The sequence below is a fragment of the Streptomyces sp. NPDC017979 genome (assembly GCF_044328175.1).
GTDB lineage: Bacteria > Actinomycetota > Actinomycetes > Streptomycetales > Streptomycetaceae > Streptomyces.
This window is the reverse complement of record NZ_JBIRGU010000001.1, coordinates 181,059-197,050: the sequence shown is the minus strand read 5'-3', so window position 1 is coordinate 197,050 and position 15,992 is coordinate 181,059. Positions and strand designations below refer to the sequence as shown.

Below are 15,992 nucleotides of genomic sequence, written 5' to 3'. Positions count from 1 at the left end.
GTGGCGCTCTAAAAGGAGGTGTGTGGCGGAATGCGACTGACCCCCACGGAGCGGGACCGGCTGCTGCTCTTCAGCGCCGCAGAACTGGCCCGGGCGCGCCGTGCGCGCGGACTGCGGCTCAACGTGCCCGAGGCCACCGCGCTGATCGCGGACACGGTGTGCGAGGCGGCGCGGGACGGCCGGCGGCTGGCCGAGGCCGTCGAGGCGGCCCGGTCCGTGCTCGGGCCGGACGACGTGCTGCCCGGCGTCGCGGACGTGGTGACCGAGGTGCACGTGGAGGCCGTCTTCGACGACGGGTCCCGGCTGGCCGTGGTCTCCGACCCCATCGCGGGCGCCGGTCTCGGCCCCGCCGCGCCCGGGGCGATCCTGCCGGGCCCCGCGGGGCCCGAACCGGTGCCCGCCGTGGTGCTCGCCGTGCGCAACACCGCCGCGGTCCCCGTCAGCGTCACCTCGCACTTCCACTTCTTCGAGGCCAATCCGCGGCTCGACTTCGACCGCTCGGCGGCGTACGGCATGCGGCTGTGCGTACCGGCGGGCTCCTCCGTGCGCTTCGACGCCGGCGGGCAGAGTGAGGTCGGGCTCGTTCCGATCGGCGGCGCCCGCGTCGCCATCGGCTTCGCCGGGCTGGTGGACGGACCGCTGGACGCACCGGGCGCCAAGGAGGAGGCCCTGCGGAAGGCGACGGCCTGCGGCTACCTGGGAGCGGACCGATGAGCGGGCGCCATGACCACGCCGGGGACCAGCACGGTCGGGACGACCGCCGTCGGGGCGAACACGGTCGGGCCGGCCGCACGATCGACCCGTACGAGTACGCCTCCGTGCACGGCCCGCGCGCCGGTGACCGGGTCGTCCTCGGCGACACCGGACTCGTCGTGCGCGTCGAGTCCGACTCCCAGCACCCCGGCGACGAGTTCCTCGCCGGCTTCGGCAAGACCGCCCGGGACGGGCTGCACCTCAAGGCCGCCGCCGTCCGCGACACGTGCGACGTCGTCATCAGCAACGTCCTGGTCATCGACGCCGTCCAGGGCATCCGCAAGGTGTCCATCGGCATCCGGGAGGGCCGGATCGCCGGCATCGGACGCGCGGGGAACCCGGACACCCTGCACGGGGTGGACGTCGTCACCGGCACCGGGACCACCATCGTCTCCGGCGAAGGGCTGATCGCCACCGCCGGCGCCGTCGACACCCACGTCCACCTGCTCTCCCCGCGGATCATGGAGGCGTCCCTCGCCTCCGGGGTGACCACGGTCATCGGCCAGGAGTTCGGCCCGGTGTGGGGCGTCGGCGTCAACTCGCCCTGGGCGCTGGGGCACGCCTTCGGCGCCTTCGACGCCTGGCCGGTGAACATCGGCTTCCTCGCCCGCGGCTCGTCCTCCCACCCCGCGCCGCTGGTCGAGGCGCTCGCGGAGGGCGGCGCGTCCGGCTTTAAGGTGCACGAGGACATGGGCGCCCACACCCGCGCCCTGGACACCGCGCTGCGCGTCGCCGACGAGCACGACGTCCAGGTCGCGCTGCACAGCGACGGCCTGAACGAGTGCCTGTCGGTCGAAGACACCCTGCGGGTGCTGGAGGGCCGTACGATCCACGCCTTCCACATCGAGGGGTGCGGCGGCGGCCACGTGCCCAACGTGCTCAAGATGGCCGGGGTGCCGAACGTCATCGGCTCCTCCACCAACCCCACCCTCCCCTTCGGCCGGGACGCCGTCGCCGAGCACTACGGCATGATCGTCTCCGTCCACGACCTCAAGACCGACCTGCCGGGCGACGCCGCCATGGCGCGCGACCGCATCCGCGCCGGCACCATGGGCGCGGAGGACGTGCTGCACGACCTGGGCGCGATCGGCATCACCTCGTCCGACGCCCAGGGCATGGGCCGGGCCGGCGAAACCGTGCGCCGCACCTTCGCGATGGCCGGCAAGATGAAGGCCGAACTCGGCCCGCTGGCGGGCGACGGCCCCCACGACGACAACGCGCGCGTGCTGCGCTACCTCGCCAAACTCACCGTCAACCCGGCCATCGCGCACGGCCTCGCCCACGAGATCGGCTCCATCGAGACCGGGAAGCTCGCCGACATCGTGCTGTGGCACCCGCGCTACTTCGGCGCGAAGCCGCAACTCGTACTGAAGGCCGGCTTCCCGGCGTACGGAGTGACCGGCGATCCGAACGCGGCCACCGACACCTGCGAACCCCTGGTGCTCGGGCCGCAGTTCGGCGCGCACGGCGCCACCCCCGCCGAGCTGTCCGTGGCGTTCGTCGCCCGGGCCGCGATCGACCTCGGCGGCGACCGGCTGCCCACCCGCCGCCGGCGCGTCGCCGTCCGCGGCACCCGCGGCATCGGCCCCGCCGACCTGCTGCTGAACTCCCGCACCGGGGACGTCGGGGTCGACGGCCGCACCGGTCTGGTGACCCTGGACGGCGCCCCGATCCGCTCGGAGCCGGCCGACTCCGTCTCCCTGAACCGCCTCTACTTCCTCTGACCGCCTCCCCTTTGGAGTCCCGCCGTGTTCCGCATGCCGCCCGAGTGGGCCCCGCACGAGCGCACCTGGATGGCCTGGCCCGTCCCCAACACCACCTTCACCGGCGACGACCTGGCGGAGTCCCGGCGCGCCTGGGCCGCCGTCGCCCGCGCCGTGCGCCGCCACGAGCCGGTGACGGTGGTCGTCGGACCCGGCCAGCGAGCCCACGCCCGTGCCCTCCTCGGCCCCGACGTGGACGTCGTCGAGCGCGCACTCGACGACGCCTGGATGCGGGACATCGGCCCGACGTTCGTCACCGACGGCACCCGACTTGCCGCCGTGGACTGGGTGTTCAACGGCTGGGGCGCCCAGCCGTGGGCCCGCTGGGAGCACGACGCGAAGATCGCCCGCGCCGTCGCCGACCTCGTCGGCGCCCCCGTGCACGCTTCCCCGCTGGTCAACGAGGGCGGCGGCATCCACGTCGACGGCGAAGGCACCGTACTGCTCACCGAGACCGTCCAACTCGGCCCCGAGCGCAACCCGGGCTGGACCAAGGAGCAGGTCGAGGCCGAGATCCACGCCAAGCTCGGCACCACCAAGGCGATCTGGCTGCGCCGCGGGCTGACCGCCGACTACCCCGCGCCGCCGGCCGGCCGCGGCGAGACCCCCACCAACGGCTACGGCACCCTCGGCCACGTCGACATCGTCGCCGCCTTCGCCGGACCCGGGGTGATCGTCGCCCACACCCAGCCCGACCCGGCCCACCCCGACCACGAACCCTGCGCCGAGAACGTGGCCTTCCTGCGCAGCCAGACCGACGCCAAGGGCCGCCCGATCGAGGTCGTCGAGGTCCCGGCGCCGACCGTCCTGCACGACGAGGACGGCGGCTGGGCCGACTACTCGTACATCAACCACTACGTGTGCAACGGGGGAGTGGTGCTCTGCGCCTTCGACGACCCCCGCGACGAGCAGGCCGCGCAGATCTTCCGACGGCTCTACCCCGACCGCGAGGTCACCCTCGTCGACGCCCGGAAGATCTTCGCCGGCGGTGGCGGGATCCACTGCATCACCCAGCAGCAGCCCGCGGTCGACCGGAGTTCGGGGGACAATTGACGGATCGGGCGGCCCCGCCGGCGGGATGCGGGCCGCCCTCCCCGGAGGTGAAGAGAGCTTGTCCCCGACCGCAGACGACGCCCGACGCGGCGCCGGCAGCGCGCCCGGAACCGGCGGCGCGCACGAGGTCCAGGCCGTGGCCGCCGCGGACTTCGAGACGGACACCCGGTCCTTGCGCGCGCAGTACTGGACGACGGAACCGGCCGAACTCATCGGGCCCGTCACCGACCACGCCGCCGAGGGCGGGGCCCTGCTGGCGAAGGCCGAGGGGGAGGGCGAGCGCGCGGGCGAGGCGCGGCGCGCGCTGGCCGATGCGCTCGCGGAGACCCGGCTCATCGCCGGCCGCATCCAGTACCACGGCCTCAAGGACCGGGAAGGCGCCGAGCTCAGCTTCCGACAGGCCCGCCAAGCGGCCGACGAGGCCGGGAACCCCCTGCTGGGCGCGGCCGCCCTCGGTCACCTGGCGCTCCTCGCCGACGCGTCGGACGACGCCGGGGCGGACGTCCTGGCCGAGGCCCGGGCGCTCGCCGGCCGCGGTGCGCCGACCGGCCGCGTCACCGCCTGGCTGGACGCCGTCGAAGCAGAACGGGCCGCCGGCGCCGGTGAGAACGAACGGGCCCTGCGGCTGATATCCGACGCCGAGACCTCCCTGGCCGCGGCCGGAAGCGACGCCCAGGACTGGCTGGACTGGTGCACCCCCAGCGGGCTCGGCGTCCTCAAGGGCCTGGTCCAACTCCAGGCCGGCCTGACCAGCCAGGCCCGCCGCACCCTGCTGTACTCGATGGCCCCGCTGGCCCCCGACGAGCACGCCCAACGCTCCCTGTTCTACCTGGGGTTGGCCGCCGTCGAAGCGGCCGAGGGCGAGGAGTACGAGGCGTGCGGCTACGCCTGCCGCTCCCTGGAGCACATCGAGGCGTGCGGCGACGTGCTGGGCGTGCGCGCCGCGCTCGATCCCTACCTGCACGAGTCCTGCGTGGCGGACCTGTACGAGAACCTGTTCCCTTCCACATGAGTCGGCCCGGCCGATCGGGTAGAACGTACGGGTGAATCAGCGCCGGCCGCCGGCGCCGGCGCAGAACCAGTGCGCCGAAGAGTCCGGAAGCCAGAAAGGCAGAGGCCGCCGTATGACCCCACCCGCCCGGCGGCGCAACGTCGCGCCGCCCCGCGAGGCCGTGCTCCGCGCCGCCATGGACACCATCGCCGAGCGCGGCCTCGACGCCCTGACCATGGCGGGCCTCGGTCGGGACGTCGGCATGAGCAGCGGCCACCTCCTCTACTACTTCGGCACCAAGGACGAGTTGCTGCTGCGCACCCTGGAGTGGAGCGAGGGCCGCCTCGGCACGGAGCGCGGCGCGCTGCTGGCCCGGCCCGCGCCGGCCGCGGCGCGGCTCGACGCGTACGTACGGCTCTACCTGCCCGACGGACCGCGCGACCCGCACTGGACGCTGTGGCTGGAGGTGTGGAACCGCTCGGCGTACGCGGACGACGCGGCCCGCGCCCGGCAGGCCGCGGTGGAGGACGCGTGGCACCGGGACCTGGTCGCCCTGCTCGTCGAGGGCGTCGCGCAGGGCGAGTTCCGCCCCGTGCAGCCGGACCGCTTCGCCACCCGGCTGCGGGCGCTGCTCGACGGGCTCAGCGTGCACGTGGCGGTGGGGCTGCCGGGCACGGACCGCGAGAGCGCGCTCGCGCACGCGGCCGACTTCCTCGACGACTCGCTGCTGCGCACCGCTGCGCACTGAGCCCCCCGCTGGCCGGTCGTCGGTCGCGGGGCATCGATCGCCGTGGTGGGGAACGCAACGCACGCAAGTACTCCCGATCGTTGCCGATGCAACCCTTGTCGCTGCCGACGGGCCTCCGGCACGGTTTTCGCCCATGGGACGAGAGCACTGGAAGAAGATCTGGGTCGGCTCCGCCGGGAACATGGTCGAGTGGTTCGACTGGTTCGTGTACGCCAGCTTCGCCACGTACTTCGCGGGCGCGTTCTTCCCCGAAGGGAACGAGACCGCCAAGCTGATGAACACCGCCGGCATCTTCGCCGTCGGCTTCTTCATGCGGCCGGTCGGCGGCTGGCTGCTCGGCCGGGTCGGCGACCGCAAGGGCCGCAAGGCGGCGCTGACGCTCACCGTCACCCTGATGTCCGCGTCCGCGGTGCTCATCGCCGTCGCCCCGACGTACTCGGTCGCCGGCTACGGCGGCGCGGCCGTCCTGCTGGTCGCCCGACTCCTCCAAGGGCTCTCCGTCGGCGGCGAGTACGCGGCCAGCGCGACCTACCTCACCGAGGCGTCCGCCCCCGGCCGCCGCGGCCTCGCCTCCAGCTTCCAGTACGTCTCCATGACCGTCGGTCAGATCCTGGGCCTCGGCCTCCAGATCATCCTCCAGCGCACCATGTCCGACGACGCACTGCACAGTTGGGGCTGGCGCATCCCCTTCATCATCGGCGCGCTGGGCGCCGCGGTCGTCTTCTACCTGCGGCGCAACATGCTGGAGACGGACGTGTACGAGGAGGACGACGAGGCCACCCCCGAGCAGGAGAAGGGCACCATCAAGGGGCTGCTCGCGCACAAGCGGGAAGCGGTCCTGGTGATCGCGCTGACGATGGGCGGCACGGTCGCGTACTACACGTACACCACCTATCTGACGAAGTACCTCTCCAACTCCGCGGGCCTGTCGAAGCAGACGGCGACGCTGGTCTCCTTCTGCGCGCTGATCGTCTTCGCCTGCCTCCAGCCGTTGGCGGGCGCGCTGTCGGACCGGGTGGGCCGTCGTCCCCTGCTGATCACCTTCGCGCTGGGCTCCACGTTCCTGACCGTCCCGATCATGACCCTGCTCCAGCACGCCGGCTCCTTCTGGCCGGCGTTCGGCCTCTCGCTGCTGGCGCTGGTGGTCATCACCGGCTACACCTCCATCAACGCCTGCGTGAAGGCGGAGCTGTTCCCGACGGGGGTGCGGGCGCTGGGCGTGGCCCTGCCGTACGCGATCGCCAACGCGCTGTTCGGCGGCACGGCGGAGTACGTGGCGCTCTGGTTCAAGGACGCGGGGGTCGAGTCCGGCTACTACTGGTACGTGGCGGGGTGCGCGGCGGTGTCGCTGGTGGTGTACCTGACGATGCGCGAGACGCGCGACATCGACCTGAAGTCCGTGGGCCGTGCGTCGCCTGCGGCGCCCTCCACCCCGGAAGCCTCCAGGGTCCCGCCCGCCTGACGTCGAGACCCGCCGCGCGCTTCCCCTGCGGATGAGCTGATCCCTGCGGCCCGCCACGGCCCGCAGGGATCAGCGCTCCCGCAAGGGAAGCGCAGGGGAAGCGTCGGGGCGGGGCCGGGGTGCGGTCGAGATCGGCGTCCCGGATGGTGAGACCCTGCCGCCCGCGCCGGAGGCGTGTGGCAGGATGCGACCGTGCCTACCCTCGCCATGATTATCGGCAGGCGCGCCGGTCCGCCGTGACACCCCGTACGTCACCATCCGTACGCCGTGCCACCGTGCCCCAGACCCGCGCGCAGACCTCTCGCACCCGCGAGGGGTTTTTTGCTTTTTCGCAGCGCTCCGCGCCCCGGCCCCACCCCCGCCGCAGGCGCCCCGCGCGAGAGGATAGGGGCAAGTGGATCCAGTCATTCCGGGACCCGCCCATCCGACAGGAGCAGCACAAGCCATGAACACCGAGCCGAAGCCGAAGCCACAGTCGCAGCCGGCACCGACGACGGACGACAGCTTCCACGTCTTCGACACCACCCTCCGCGACGGCGCCCAGCGCGAGGGCATCAACCTCACCGTCGCCGACAAGCTCACCATCGCCCGGCACCTGGACGACTTCGGCGTGGGGTTCATCGAGGGGGGATGGCCGGGGGCCAACCCCCGGGACACGGAGTTCTTCGCCCGGGCCCGGCAGGAGATCACCTTCAAGAACGCGCAGCTCGTCGCCTTCGGCGCGACCCGCCGCGCCGGCACCACCGCCGCCGAGGACCCGCAGGTCCAGGCGCTGCTCGCATCCGGCGCGCCCGTGATCACGCTGGTCGCCAAGTCGCACGACCGGCACGTGGAACTGGCGCTGCGCACCACCCTGGACGAGAACCTGGAGATGGTCCGGGACACCGTGGCCCACCTGCGCGAGCAGGGCCGGCGGGTGTTCCTGGACTGCGAGCACTTCTTCGACGGGTACCGGGCCAACCCCGCGTACGCCAAGGCCGTCGTCCGCACCGCGGCCGAGGCCGGCGCGGACGTGGTGATCCTCTGCGACACCAACGGCGGCATGCTGCCCGCGCAGGTCCAGGCCGTCGTGGCGACCGTGCTCGCGGACACCGGCGCCCGGCTCGGCATCCACGCGCAGGACGACACCGGCTGCGCCGTGGCCAACACCCTCGCCGCGGTGGACGCCGGCGCCACCCACGTGCAGTGCACGGCGAACGGCTACGGCGAGCGCGTCGGCAACGCCAACCTGTTCCCCGTCGTCGCCGCGCTGGAGCTGAAGTACGGCAAGCAGGTCCTGCCCGAGGGCGCGCTCGCCGACATGACCCGGATCTCGCACGCGATCGCCGAGGTCGTGAACCTCACCCCCTCCACGCACCAGCCGTACGTGGGCCTCTCCGCGTTCGCGCACAAGGCCGGGCTGCACGCCTCCGCGATCAAGGTCGACCCGGACCTGTACCAGCACATCGACCCCGAGCGGGTCGGCAACACCATGCGGATGCTGGTCTCCGACATGGCGGGCCGGGCCTCCATCGAGCTCAAGGGCCGGGAGCTCGGCATCGACCTCGGCGGCGACCGCGAGCTGGTCGGCCGGGTCGTGGCGCGGGTGAAGGAGCGCGAGCTCAAGGGGTACACCTACGAGGCGGCGGACGCCTCCTTCGAACTGCTGCTGCGGGCCGAGGCCGAGGGCCGGGCGCGCCGCTACTTCCGCACCGAGTCCTGGCGGGCCATCGTCGAGGACCGCCCCGACGGCTCCCACGCCAACGAGGCCACGGTCAAGCTGTGGGTCAAGGGCGAGCGCATCGTCGCCACCGCCGAGGGCAACGGCCCGGTGAACGCCCTGGACCGGGCGATGCGGGTGGGCCTGGAGCGCTTCTACCCCCAGCTCGCCAAGTTGGAGCTGGTGGACTACAAGGTCCGCATCCTCGAAGGGCGGCACGGCACCGAGTCCACCACCCGGGTGCTGATCACCACGGGCGACGGCGCGGGGGAGTGGTCCACGGTGGGCGTGGCGGACAACGTCATCGCCGCCTCCTGGCAGGCGCTGGAGGACGCGTACACCTACGGCCTGCTGCGGGCCGGGGTCGAGCCCGTCGAGTGACCGGCGCGGGTCCGTCCGGCGGACCCGCCACCGCACACGCTGCCCGAAAGGTTCGGTTTCACCCTTTCGGGTAGCGTCGAGGTATGAGCATCAGGCTCCCCTCCGCACTCGTGGGCACGCTGGCGGCGCTCCTCGGCTTCAGCGGCTTCGCCTTCGCGGCGGCGCCCGGGGCGCTCGCGGACCCCGGTCCGCCCCCCGCCGCCGAGGCTCCGGCCCTCGGCCCGAAGACGGCGGCCGAGGCACTGCGCAACGGGCCCGTCTACGTCGATCCGCGCGCCGCGGACCAACTGTCCGCGGGCGACGCCAAGGCGCTCGCGGACAAGATCAGGGACGCGGACAAACCGCTGTTCGTCGCCGTGCTGCCGAACACTGCGGACTTCCCCGCGGACTCGGTGTTGCGCACCCTGCGCGCCGACACCGGCGCGGCGGGGCTGTACGCGGTCCGGCTCGGTGACGGCTTCAACGCCGGCGCGGACGGCGCAGTGATGCCCGCGCAGCAGGTGCAGAGCCTGGTCACCGCGGTGAAGACGCCGACCGGCGCGGACGCCGCCACGCAGTTGAACGCCTTCGCCGACCAGGCGCTGCCGCAGCTACGGGGCAGTGCCCCCGCCTCCTGGGCCGCCGCGGGCGACGGCAGCATGAACACCGGTGCGCTGATCGCCTTCGGCGCGCTGCTGGCCGCGGGCGCCGGAGGGACGTTCGCCGTCGTCCAGCGAAACCGCCGCCGCAAGGCCGCGGAGGAGCGGGCCGCGCTGGACAAGCTGCGCGTGGTCGTCGACGAGGACATCACGGCGTACGGGGAAGAGCTGGACCGGCTGGACTTCCACCCCGCGGAGCCGGGCGCGGACGACGCGATGCGCGCCGACTACGAGCGGGCCCTCGACGCGTACGAACGGGCGAAGTCCCTGATGGGCTCGGCGGAGCGGCCGTCCGACGTGCGGGCGGTGACGGGGGAGTTGGCGGACGGCCGCTTCAGCCTGGCCGTCCTGGACGCCCGCCGCACCGGTCGCGAGCTGCCCGAACGCCGGCCGCCGTGCTTCTTCGACCCCCGCCACGGCCCGTCCGTCACCGACGTGGACTGGACGCCGGCCGGCGGCCCCACCCGGCAGGTGCCGGTGTGCGCGGCGGACGAGGCACGGCTCGCGGACGGTCTCGACCCGATGGCCCGGACGGTGGAGACGGAGACCGGGCGCCGGCCATACTGGGAGGCGGGTCCGGCGTACGGCCCCTGGGCGGGCGGCTACTTCGCCGGCGGCCTGCTGCCCGCGCTCCTGGTGGGCACGATGCTCGGCGGCGTGCTGGCGTCACCCGCGTACGCGGCGGAGTACGGCGGCGGGGACTTCGGCAGCGGCGACGCCTCCGGGGCCGACTTCGGCGCTTCGGACTTCGGTGCCGGCGGGGGAGACTTCGGCGGCGGGGACTTCGGCGGCGGGTTCTGAGCCCGGCAGGCTCTGCGCACGGCGAGTTCTGAGCGCGGCGGACCGGGTGCCGGTCCGACCCGGGCGTCACACGCCGTTCTCGGCCATCGTGCGTGCGACGCGCATGCGCTTGGGGGCCGTCGGATAGGTTCCCCTTCCGCCCTCCGAACAAAGGACCCCGATGAGGATCCTCGCCAGCATCCCGTTCGAGCAGGTCCTGAGGGACTTCCTGAAAGACCATCCGCACGTGATGGAGGGCGTGGACGACGAGGACAACACCAACGACGACGCCGAGGAGAACCTGTGCCTGGCCCAGCTCGCCCTCGGCGGCTGGCAGCACGTCGCGCTCGACCGCGCCGAGGTCCTCGACGTCGTACTGCCCTGGCACATGGGCGAGTACGGCGAGCACGAACTGATCCCGCCCGCCGGCATGACGGTGGCCGCGGCCGCCGCCCGGCTGCGGGAGCTGGGCGAGCCGTACTTGCGCGGCAATCCGCGCTGCGCCGCCAAGCTGGCGCACCACGAGCGGGCGCCGATGGGGCCGGTCTACCTCTCCACCCGGCCCGTGCCGGGGCCCGACTACGAGCGGCTCGAAGCCGTGGCGGGCCTGATCCACCTGGACGGGTTGCACCGGCTGCTCGCCTGGGAACGCGCCGGGCGCCTCGACGGCGACGTCGCCGTCGAGGCGTACCTGGCGGTGGAGGGGGTCGCTCCGGCCGCCCGGTCCGCGGCCGGGCTCGAAGAGGACGTCCGCCGGGTGCGGCGCGCCGTCAGGAGTTCTTGATCGCGGAGATGTCGAAGTTCAGCTTCACCTTGTCGCTGACCATGACGCCACCGGTCTCCACCGCGGCGTTCCAGGTCAGGCCCCAGTCGGAGCGCAGGATGGTGGCGCCGCCCTCGAAGCCGACGCGCTCGTTGCCGAAGGCGTCCTTCGCGGAGCCGTTGAACTCCAGGTCGATGGTGAGCGGCCGGGTGACGTCCTTGATGGTCAGGTCCCCGATGATGCGGTAGGTGCCGCCGCCGGCCTCCTCCGCGCGGGTGGAGCGGAACGTCATGGTGGGGAACTTCTCGGCGTCGAAGAAGTCGGGGCTGCGCAGGTGGTTGTCGCGGTCCTCGTTAGCGGTGTCGATGCTGGCGATCTTGACGTCGATGCTGGCCGCGGAGGCGGCCGGGTCGGCGCCGTTCAGCGACAGCTTGCCGTCGTACTCGTCGAAGGCGCCGCGGACGTTGGTCACCATGGCGTGCCGCACGGTGAAGCCGATGCTGCTGTGCGCCGGGTCGATCGTGTAGTCACCGGAGAGGGCCGCGAGGGCGGGGTCCACGGGGGCGGCGGCGTCGGCGGCGTCGGACTTGCGGTTGAAGATGCCCATGACGAACTCCTTGGGGGACGGAAGAGGATGGTTCAATGTTCAACGATGAGGACTGTAGACCCCTGAGGTTGAAAGTTCAACTTCTTCGCTGGGTGTGGCCGGAAATGACTCCTCGCGGGTGAGCGGCCGGGGCGTCTGAGGGCAAGCGCTTTCAGTATCTGTGCCGCGGCCCTTGAAGGCCCGGCGGCATCGTGCTTCCCTCGGCAGCCGGGCCCGTGTCCGCAGTGCCACCACCGCTTCGGGAGGTGTACGTGCCCCTGCCGTCCCCCTGGTCCCGTCGCGTCTTCATGGGCGCGACCGGCGCCGGTGCCCTCGCCCTCGCGTTGCCCGCCGCGGCCCCGGTCCCGGCGCAGGCCGAGCCGCGGGACCCGTACGAAACCCTCCGTCGCCGCTGGCTGACCATCGCCCTCGGCGCCGGCTACGACCCCGCCGCCGAGCCCTACGCCGCCCGCATCGCCGAAACCGCCCGACTGGCCGCCGCCGTCCGCGCGACGATGGCCCCGACGCCCGGCTCGCTCTGGCCGGACTGCCCCTACGACCCGCCCGCCGGGATCACCCGCAGCTACGGTCGGCTGTGGACGATGGCCCGGGCGTACGCGTACGCGCCCGAGCCGGACCCGTGGCTGCTCGCCGACACCGTCCGCGGCCTCGACCACCTCGCCGCCACCGTGTACCACCCCGGCACCACCCGCTACGGCAACTGGTGGGAGTGGCAGATCGGCAGCCCCCGCCTGCTGATGGACGTGGTGGCCGTGGCGTACGACCACCTCACCCCCGCCCAGCGCGCCGCCGCCTGCGCCGCGGTCGACCACTTCGTCCCCGAATCCGCCCTGCGCGACTACTCCGGCACCTCCACCGGCGCCAACCGCGTCGACCTGTGCCGCTCCGTCGCCCTGCGCGGCGTCCTGGGCCGCGACCCCGCCAAGATCGCCCTGGCCCGGGACGCGCTCTCGCCCGTCTTCCCGTACGTCACCGGCGGCGACGGCCTCTACGCCGACGGGTCCTTCGTGCAGCACACCCGGGTCGCCTACACGGGCACGTACGGACAGGTGCTGCTCGACGGCCTCGGCCGGCTCTTCGCCCTGCTCACCGGCTCCGCCTGGGAAGTCACCGACCCGGCCCGGCAGAACGTCCTCGACGGCGTGGAGCGCGCGTTCGCACCCCTGCTCCTCGACGGGCTGATGATGGACAGCGTCAGCGGCCGCGCGGTGAGCCGGGGGCTCCCCAAGGGCGGCGACCGCCGGATCATGCGCAGCGACCACCACCACGGTCACGCCGTCATCGCCGCGATCGCCCTGCTGGCCCCGGCCGCGAGCCCCGCCGAGCGCGCGCGGTGGCACGCCCGGATCAAGGGGTGGATCGCCCGGGACACCACCCTGCCCGTCCTCACCTCCCCCCAGTACGGCGTGGCCGACCTCGCCCGGCTGCACGCGGTCGCCGCGACGCCCGGGCCCGCCGCGCCCGAGCCCGTCGGCCACACCCTCTTCACCGCCATGGACCGGGCCGTCCACCGCCGACCCCGCTGGAGCGCCAACCTCGCGATGTGCTCCGACCGCATCGCGTACTACGAGTGCGGCAACGGCGAGCACCCGCGCGGCTGGCACACCGGCGCCGGGATGCTCACCTGGTGGCCCCGGGGTGCCCACGGCGACCAGTACACCGACTGGTTCTGGCCGACCGTCGACCCGTACCGGCTGCCCGGCACCACCGCGTCGACCAAACGACTCGCCGACCGCGAGGGCGGCGAGTGGGGCGAGCCCAGACCCGCCGTCCGCTGGGTCGGCGGGGTCACCGACGGCGAGTACGCGGCGATCGGACAGCACCTCAAGGGACTCGGCTCCACCCTGGTCGCGCACAAGTCCTGGTTCTTCGTCGACGACGCAGTCGTCTGCCTCGGCGCCGGCATCACCTGCACCGACGGCGTCCCCGTGGAGACGGTCGTGGACAACCGCAACCTCGGCGCCGACGGCCGGTCCCGACTGCTCCGCGGCCGGCGCTGGGCGCACCTGGACGGGCACGGCGGTTGGGTCCTGCTGGACGGCGCCCGCCGACTGCGGACCCTGCGCGAGGACCGCACCGGCGCCTGGCGCGACATCAACGCCAACGGCGCCACCGAGCGGGTCACCCGCCGCTACCAGACCCTCTACCTCGACCACGGCACCGACCCGCAGGACGCCGGCTACGCCTACCTCCTGATGCCCGGCGCCGGCCCCGCCGAGGTCGCCGCCCGGGCCGCGGACCGGCACTGGCTCGCCGTCCTCGACAACAGCGCCGCCCACCAGGCCGTCGCGGTGCCCTCCCGCGGCCTGACCGCCGCCAACTTCTGGCGCGCCGGCACCGCGGGCCCGCTCGCCGCGACCGGCCCGGCGAGCGTGCTGGTCCGCCGGCGCGGCACCGCCGCCGCCCTGTGCCTGAGCGACCCGGCGCGCACCGGCCGCCCGGTGGAGATCACCTGGCACCGCCCGGTACGCGCGGTCACCTTCGCCGACCCCGACATCGAGGTGCTGGCCACCGGCGCGGCCATTCGGCTGAGGCTGAACGGGGGGACCGCGGGCGCAGGCCGTCGCTGTGAGGTGACGCTGTGCTGAACGCCTTGTGGGCACCCCACAAACAAAAGTCCCCCTAGCCTGGCAGTAGGGGTAGGGCGCCGCACCCTTATGTGCGAGCCTGACAGGAGAAACGTCCGGAGACTGTACGGAGTCAACGGCGGAGTTTTCTTGTTCGGGTCCGTAGGGTCGATCCATGACAGTTGTGGACGAGACCGCCAGCGAGCCGACCGACGCGCGGGGCCGCGTGGCCGAGCTCCACGAACTGCGCGAGCGGGCCCGCAGCGGCCCGAGCGACCGCGCGACCGAGGCCCAGCACGCCAAGGGCAAGCTGACCGCGCGCGAGCGGATCGCGCTGCTGCTGGACGAGGGCTCGTTCCACGAGGTCGAGCAGTTGCGCCGGCACCGCGCCACCGGCTTCGGCCTGGAGGCCAAGCGCCCCCACACCGACGGCGTCATCACCGGCTGGGGCACCGTCGAGGGCCGCACCGTCTTCGTGTACGCCCACGACTTCCGGATCTTCGGCGGCGCGCTGGGCGAGGCCCACGCCACGAAGATCCACAAGATCATGGACATGGCCATCTCGGCGGGTGCGCCGCTGGTGTCGCTGAACGACGGCGCCGGCGCCCGCATCCAGGAGGGCGTGAGCGCCCTCGCCGGGTACGGCGGCATCTTCCAGCGCAACACCAAGGCGTCCGGCGTCATCCCGCAGATCTCGGTGATGCTCGGCCCGTGCGCCGGCGGCGCGGCCTACAGCCCCGCCCTCACGGACTTCGTCTTCATGGTCCGCGAGACCTCGCAGATGTTCATCACCGGACCGGACGTGGTCAAGGCCGTCACCGGCGAGGAGATCACCCAGAACGGCCTCGGCGGCGCGGACGTGCACGCCGAGACCAGCGGCGTCGCGCACTTCGCGTACGACGACGAGGAGACCTGCCTCGCCGAGGTGCGCTACCTGCTGTCGATGCTGCCGCAGAACAACCGGGAGAACCCGCCGCAGGTCGCCGCGACCGACCCGGCCGACCGGCGCTCGGACGTCCTGCTCGACCTCGTCCCGGCCGACGGCAACCGCCCGTACGACATGCACAAGGTCATCGAGGAGCTCGTCGACGACGGCGACTACCTGGAGGTCCACGAGCGCTGGGCGCGCAACATCATCTGCGCCCTGGCCCGGTTCGACGGCCAGGTCGTCGGCATCATCGCCAACCAGCCGCAGACGCTGGCGGGCGTCCTGGACATCGAGGCGTCCGAAAAAGCTGCACGGTTCGTGCAGATGTGCGACGCTTTCAATATTCCGATCGTCACCCTCCTGGACGTGCCCGGCTTCCTCCCGGGCGTCGACCAGGAGCACGGTGGGATCATCCGACACGGCGCGAAGCTGCTGTACGCGTACTGCAACGCGACCGTGCCGAGGATCTCCCTGATCCTGCGCAAGGCGTACGGCGGCGCGTACATCGTGATGGACTCCCAGTCCATCGGCGCCGACCTGACGTACGCCTGGCCGACCAACGAGATCGCGGTGATGGGCGCCGAGGGCGCCGCGAACGTCATCTTCCGCCGCCAGATCGCGGACGCGGAGGACCCCGAAGCCATGCGGACGCGCATGGTCAAGGAGTACAAGTCCGAGCTGATGCACCCTTACTACGCGGCGGAGCGCGGGTTGGTGGACGACGTCATCGACCCCGCCGAGACGCGCGAGGTGCTCATCGCCTCCCTCGCGATGCTCCGCACGAAGCACGCCGACCTGCCGTCGCGCAAGCACGGCAACCCCCCGCAGTGACGCTGCGGAGAATACGGAGCCCCAAGAC

At 73.0% G+C, this 15,992-nt stretch carries 12 protein-coding genes; 11 read left to right on the top strand and 1 reads right to left on the bottom strand.

Annotation, left to right across the window (positions count from 1 at the left end; all coding sequences use genetic code 11):
* The first annotated feature begins 30 nt into the window (after positions 1-30).
* From ureA to ACH4E8_RS00835, 9 genes are all read left to right on the top strand, one after another.
* Positions 31-714 (top strand): urease subunit gamma, encoded by a 684-nt coding sequence (ureA, locus tag ACH4E8_RS00875; RefSeq protein WP_398443020.1) that lies wholly within the window; start codon positions 31-33, stop codon positions 712-714.
* A complete protein-coding gene (locus ACH4E8_RS00870; protein WP_398443018.1) occupies positions 711-2,477 on the top strand; it encodes an urease subunit alpha in 1,767 nt (588 codons plus the stop codon). The genes ureA and ACH4E8_RS00870 overlap by 4 nt, the downstream gene beginning before the upstream one ends.
* A 33-nt stretch (positions 2,478-2,510) precedes the next feature.
* A complete protein-coding gene (locus tag ACH4E8_RS00865; RefSeq protein ID WP_398444666.1) occupies positions 2,511-3,569 on the top strand; it encodes an agmatine/peptidylarginine deiminase in 1,059 nt (352 codons plus the stop codon).
* Positions 3,570-3,627: 58 nt separating this feature from the next.
* Complete coding sequence (locus ACH4E8_RS00860) at positions 3,628-4,581, top strand: transcriptional regulator (protein ID WP_398443015.1); 954 nt, start codon at positions 3,628-3,630, stop codon at positions 4,579-4,581.
* 112 nt (positions 4,582-4,693) lie between these two features.
* Entirely contained in the window at positions 4,694-5,308 is a 615-nt protein-coding gene (locus tag ACH4E8_RS00855) for a TetR family transcriptional regulator C-terminal domain-containing protein (protein ID WP_398443013.1), read from the top strand.
* Positions 5,309-5,441: 133 nt separating this feature from the next.
* Positions 5,442-6,770 carry an MFS transporter gene (locus tag ACH4E8_RS00850; protein WP_398443012.1) on the top strand — a complete coding sequence of 443 codons (1,329 nt, stop codon included), beginning with the start codon at positions 5,442-5,444 and terminating at the stop codon, positions 6,768-6,770.
* Positions 6,771-7,215: 445 nt separating this feature from the next.
* Positions 7,216-8,850 (top strand): citramalate synthase, encoded by a 1,635-nt coding sequence (gene cimA / locus ACH4E8_RS00845; protein WP_398443010.1) that lies wholly within the window; start codon positions 7,216-7,218, stop codon positions 8,848-8,850.
* An 83-nt stretch (positions 8,851-8,933) separates the two neighbouring features.
* A complete protein-coding gene (locus ACH4E8_RS00840) occupies positions 8,934-10,289 on the top strand; it encodes a hypothetical protein (RefSeq protein WP_398443008.1) in 1,356 nt (451 codons plus the stop codon).
* Positions 10,290-10,449: 160 nt separating this feature from the next.
* A complete protein-coding gene (locus ACH4E8_RS00835; RefSeq protein WP_398443006.1) occupies positions 10,450-11,052 on the top strand; it encodes a DUF6309 family protein in 603 nt (200 codons plus the stop codon).
* On the opposite strand, the gene ACH4E8_RS00830 is transcribed toward ACH4E8_RS00835, so the two are convergent.
* Complete coding sequence (locus ACH4E8_RS00830) at positions 11,039-11,638, bottom strand: YceI family protein (RefSeq protein ID WP_398443004.1); 600 nt, start codon at positions 11,636-11,638, stop codon at positions 11,039-11,041. The two genes, ACH4E8_RS00835 and ACH4E8_RS00830, sit on opposite strands and share 14 nt — an antisense overlap.
* Before the next feature lie 287 nt (positions 11,639-11,925).
* On the opposite strand from ACH4E8_RS00830, the gene ACH4E8_RS00825 reads away from it, so the two are divergent.
* Together ACH4E8_RS00825 and ACH4E8_RS00820 are read left to right on the top strand one after the other, a co-directional pair.
* Positions 11,926-14,226: a polysaccharide lyase 8 family protein gene (locus ACH4E8_RS00825; RefSeq protein ID WP_398444664.1), complete on the top strand. Its 2,301-nt coding sequence runs from the start codon at positions 11,926-11,928 to the stop codon at positions 14,224-14,226.
* 154 nt (positions 14,227-14,380) lie between these two features.
* A complete protein-coding gene (locus ACH4E8_RS00820; RefSeq protein WP_398443003.1) occupies positions 14,381-15,964 on the top strand; it encodes an acyl-CoA carboxylase subunit beta in 1,584 nt (527 codons plus the stop codon).
* The last annotated feature ends 28 nt before the right edge of the window (positions 15,965-15,992 follow it).

Excerpts from the sequence above, each read along its gene's own strand:
- ureA (WP_398443020.1), top strand. The coding sequence starts at position 31 with ATGCGACTGACCCCCACGGAGCGGGACCGGCTGCTGCTCTTCAGCGCC.
- ACH4E8_RS00870 (WP_398443018.1), top strand. The coding sequence starts at position 711 with ATGAGCGGGCGCCATGACCACGCCGGGGACCAGCACGGTCGGGACGAC.
- ACH4E8_RS00865 (WP_398444666.1), top strand. The coding sequence starts at position 2,511 with ATGCCGCCCGAGTGGGCCCCGCACGAGCGCACCTGGATGGCCTGGCCC.
- ACH4E8_RS00855 (WP_398443013.1), top strand. The coding sequence starts at position 4,694 with ATGACCCCACCCGCCCGGCGGCGCAACGTCGCGCCGCCCCGCGAGGCC.
- ACH4E8_RS00850 (WP_398443012.1), top strand. The coding sequence starts at position 5,442 with ATGGGACGAGAGCACTGGAAGAAGATCTGGGTCGGCTCCGCCGGGAAC.
- cimA (WP_398443010.1), top strand. The coding sequence starts at position 7,216 with ATGAACACCGAGCCGAAGCCGAAGCCACAGTCGCAGCCGGCACCGACG.
- ACH4E8_RS00840 (WP_398443008.1), top strand. The coding sequence starts at position 8,934 with ATGAGCATCAGGCTCCCCTCCGCACTCGTGGGCACGCTGGCGGCGCTC.
- ACH4E8_RS00835 (WP_398443006.1), top strand. The coding sequence starts at position 10,450 with ATGAGGATCCTCGCCAGCATCCCGTTCGAGCAGGTCCTGAGGGACTTC.
- ACH4E8_RS00830 (WP_398443004.1), bottom strand. The coding sequence starts at position 11,638 with ATGGGCATCTTCAACCGCAAGTCCGACGCCGCCGACGCCGCCGCCCCC.
- ACH4E8_RS00825 (WP_398444664.1), top strand. The coding sequence starts at position 11,926 with ATGGGCGCGACCGGCGCCGGTGCCCTCGCCCTCGCGTTGCCCGCCGCG.
- ACH4E8_RS00820 (WP_398443003.1), top strand. The coding sequence starts at position 14,381 with ATGACAGTTGTGGACGAGACCGCCAGCGAGCCGACCGACGCGCGGGGC.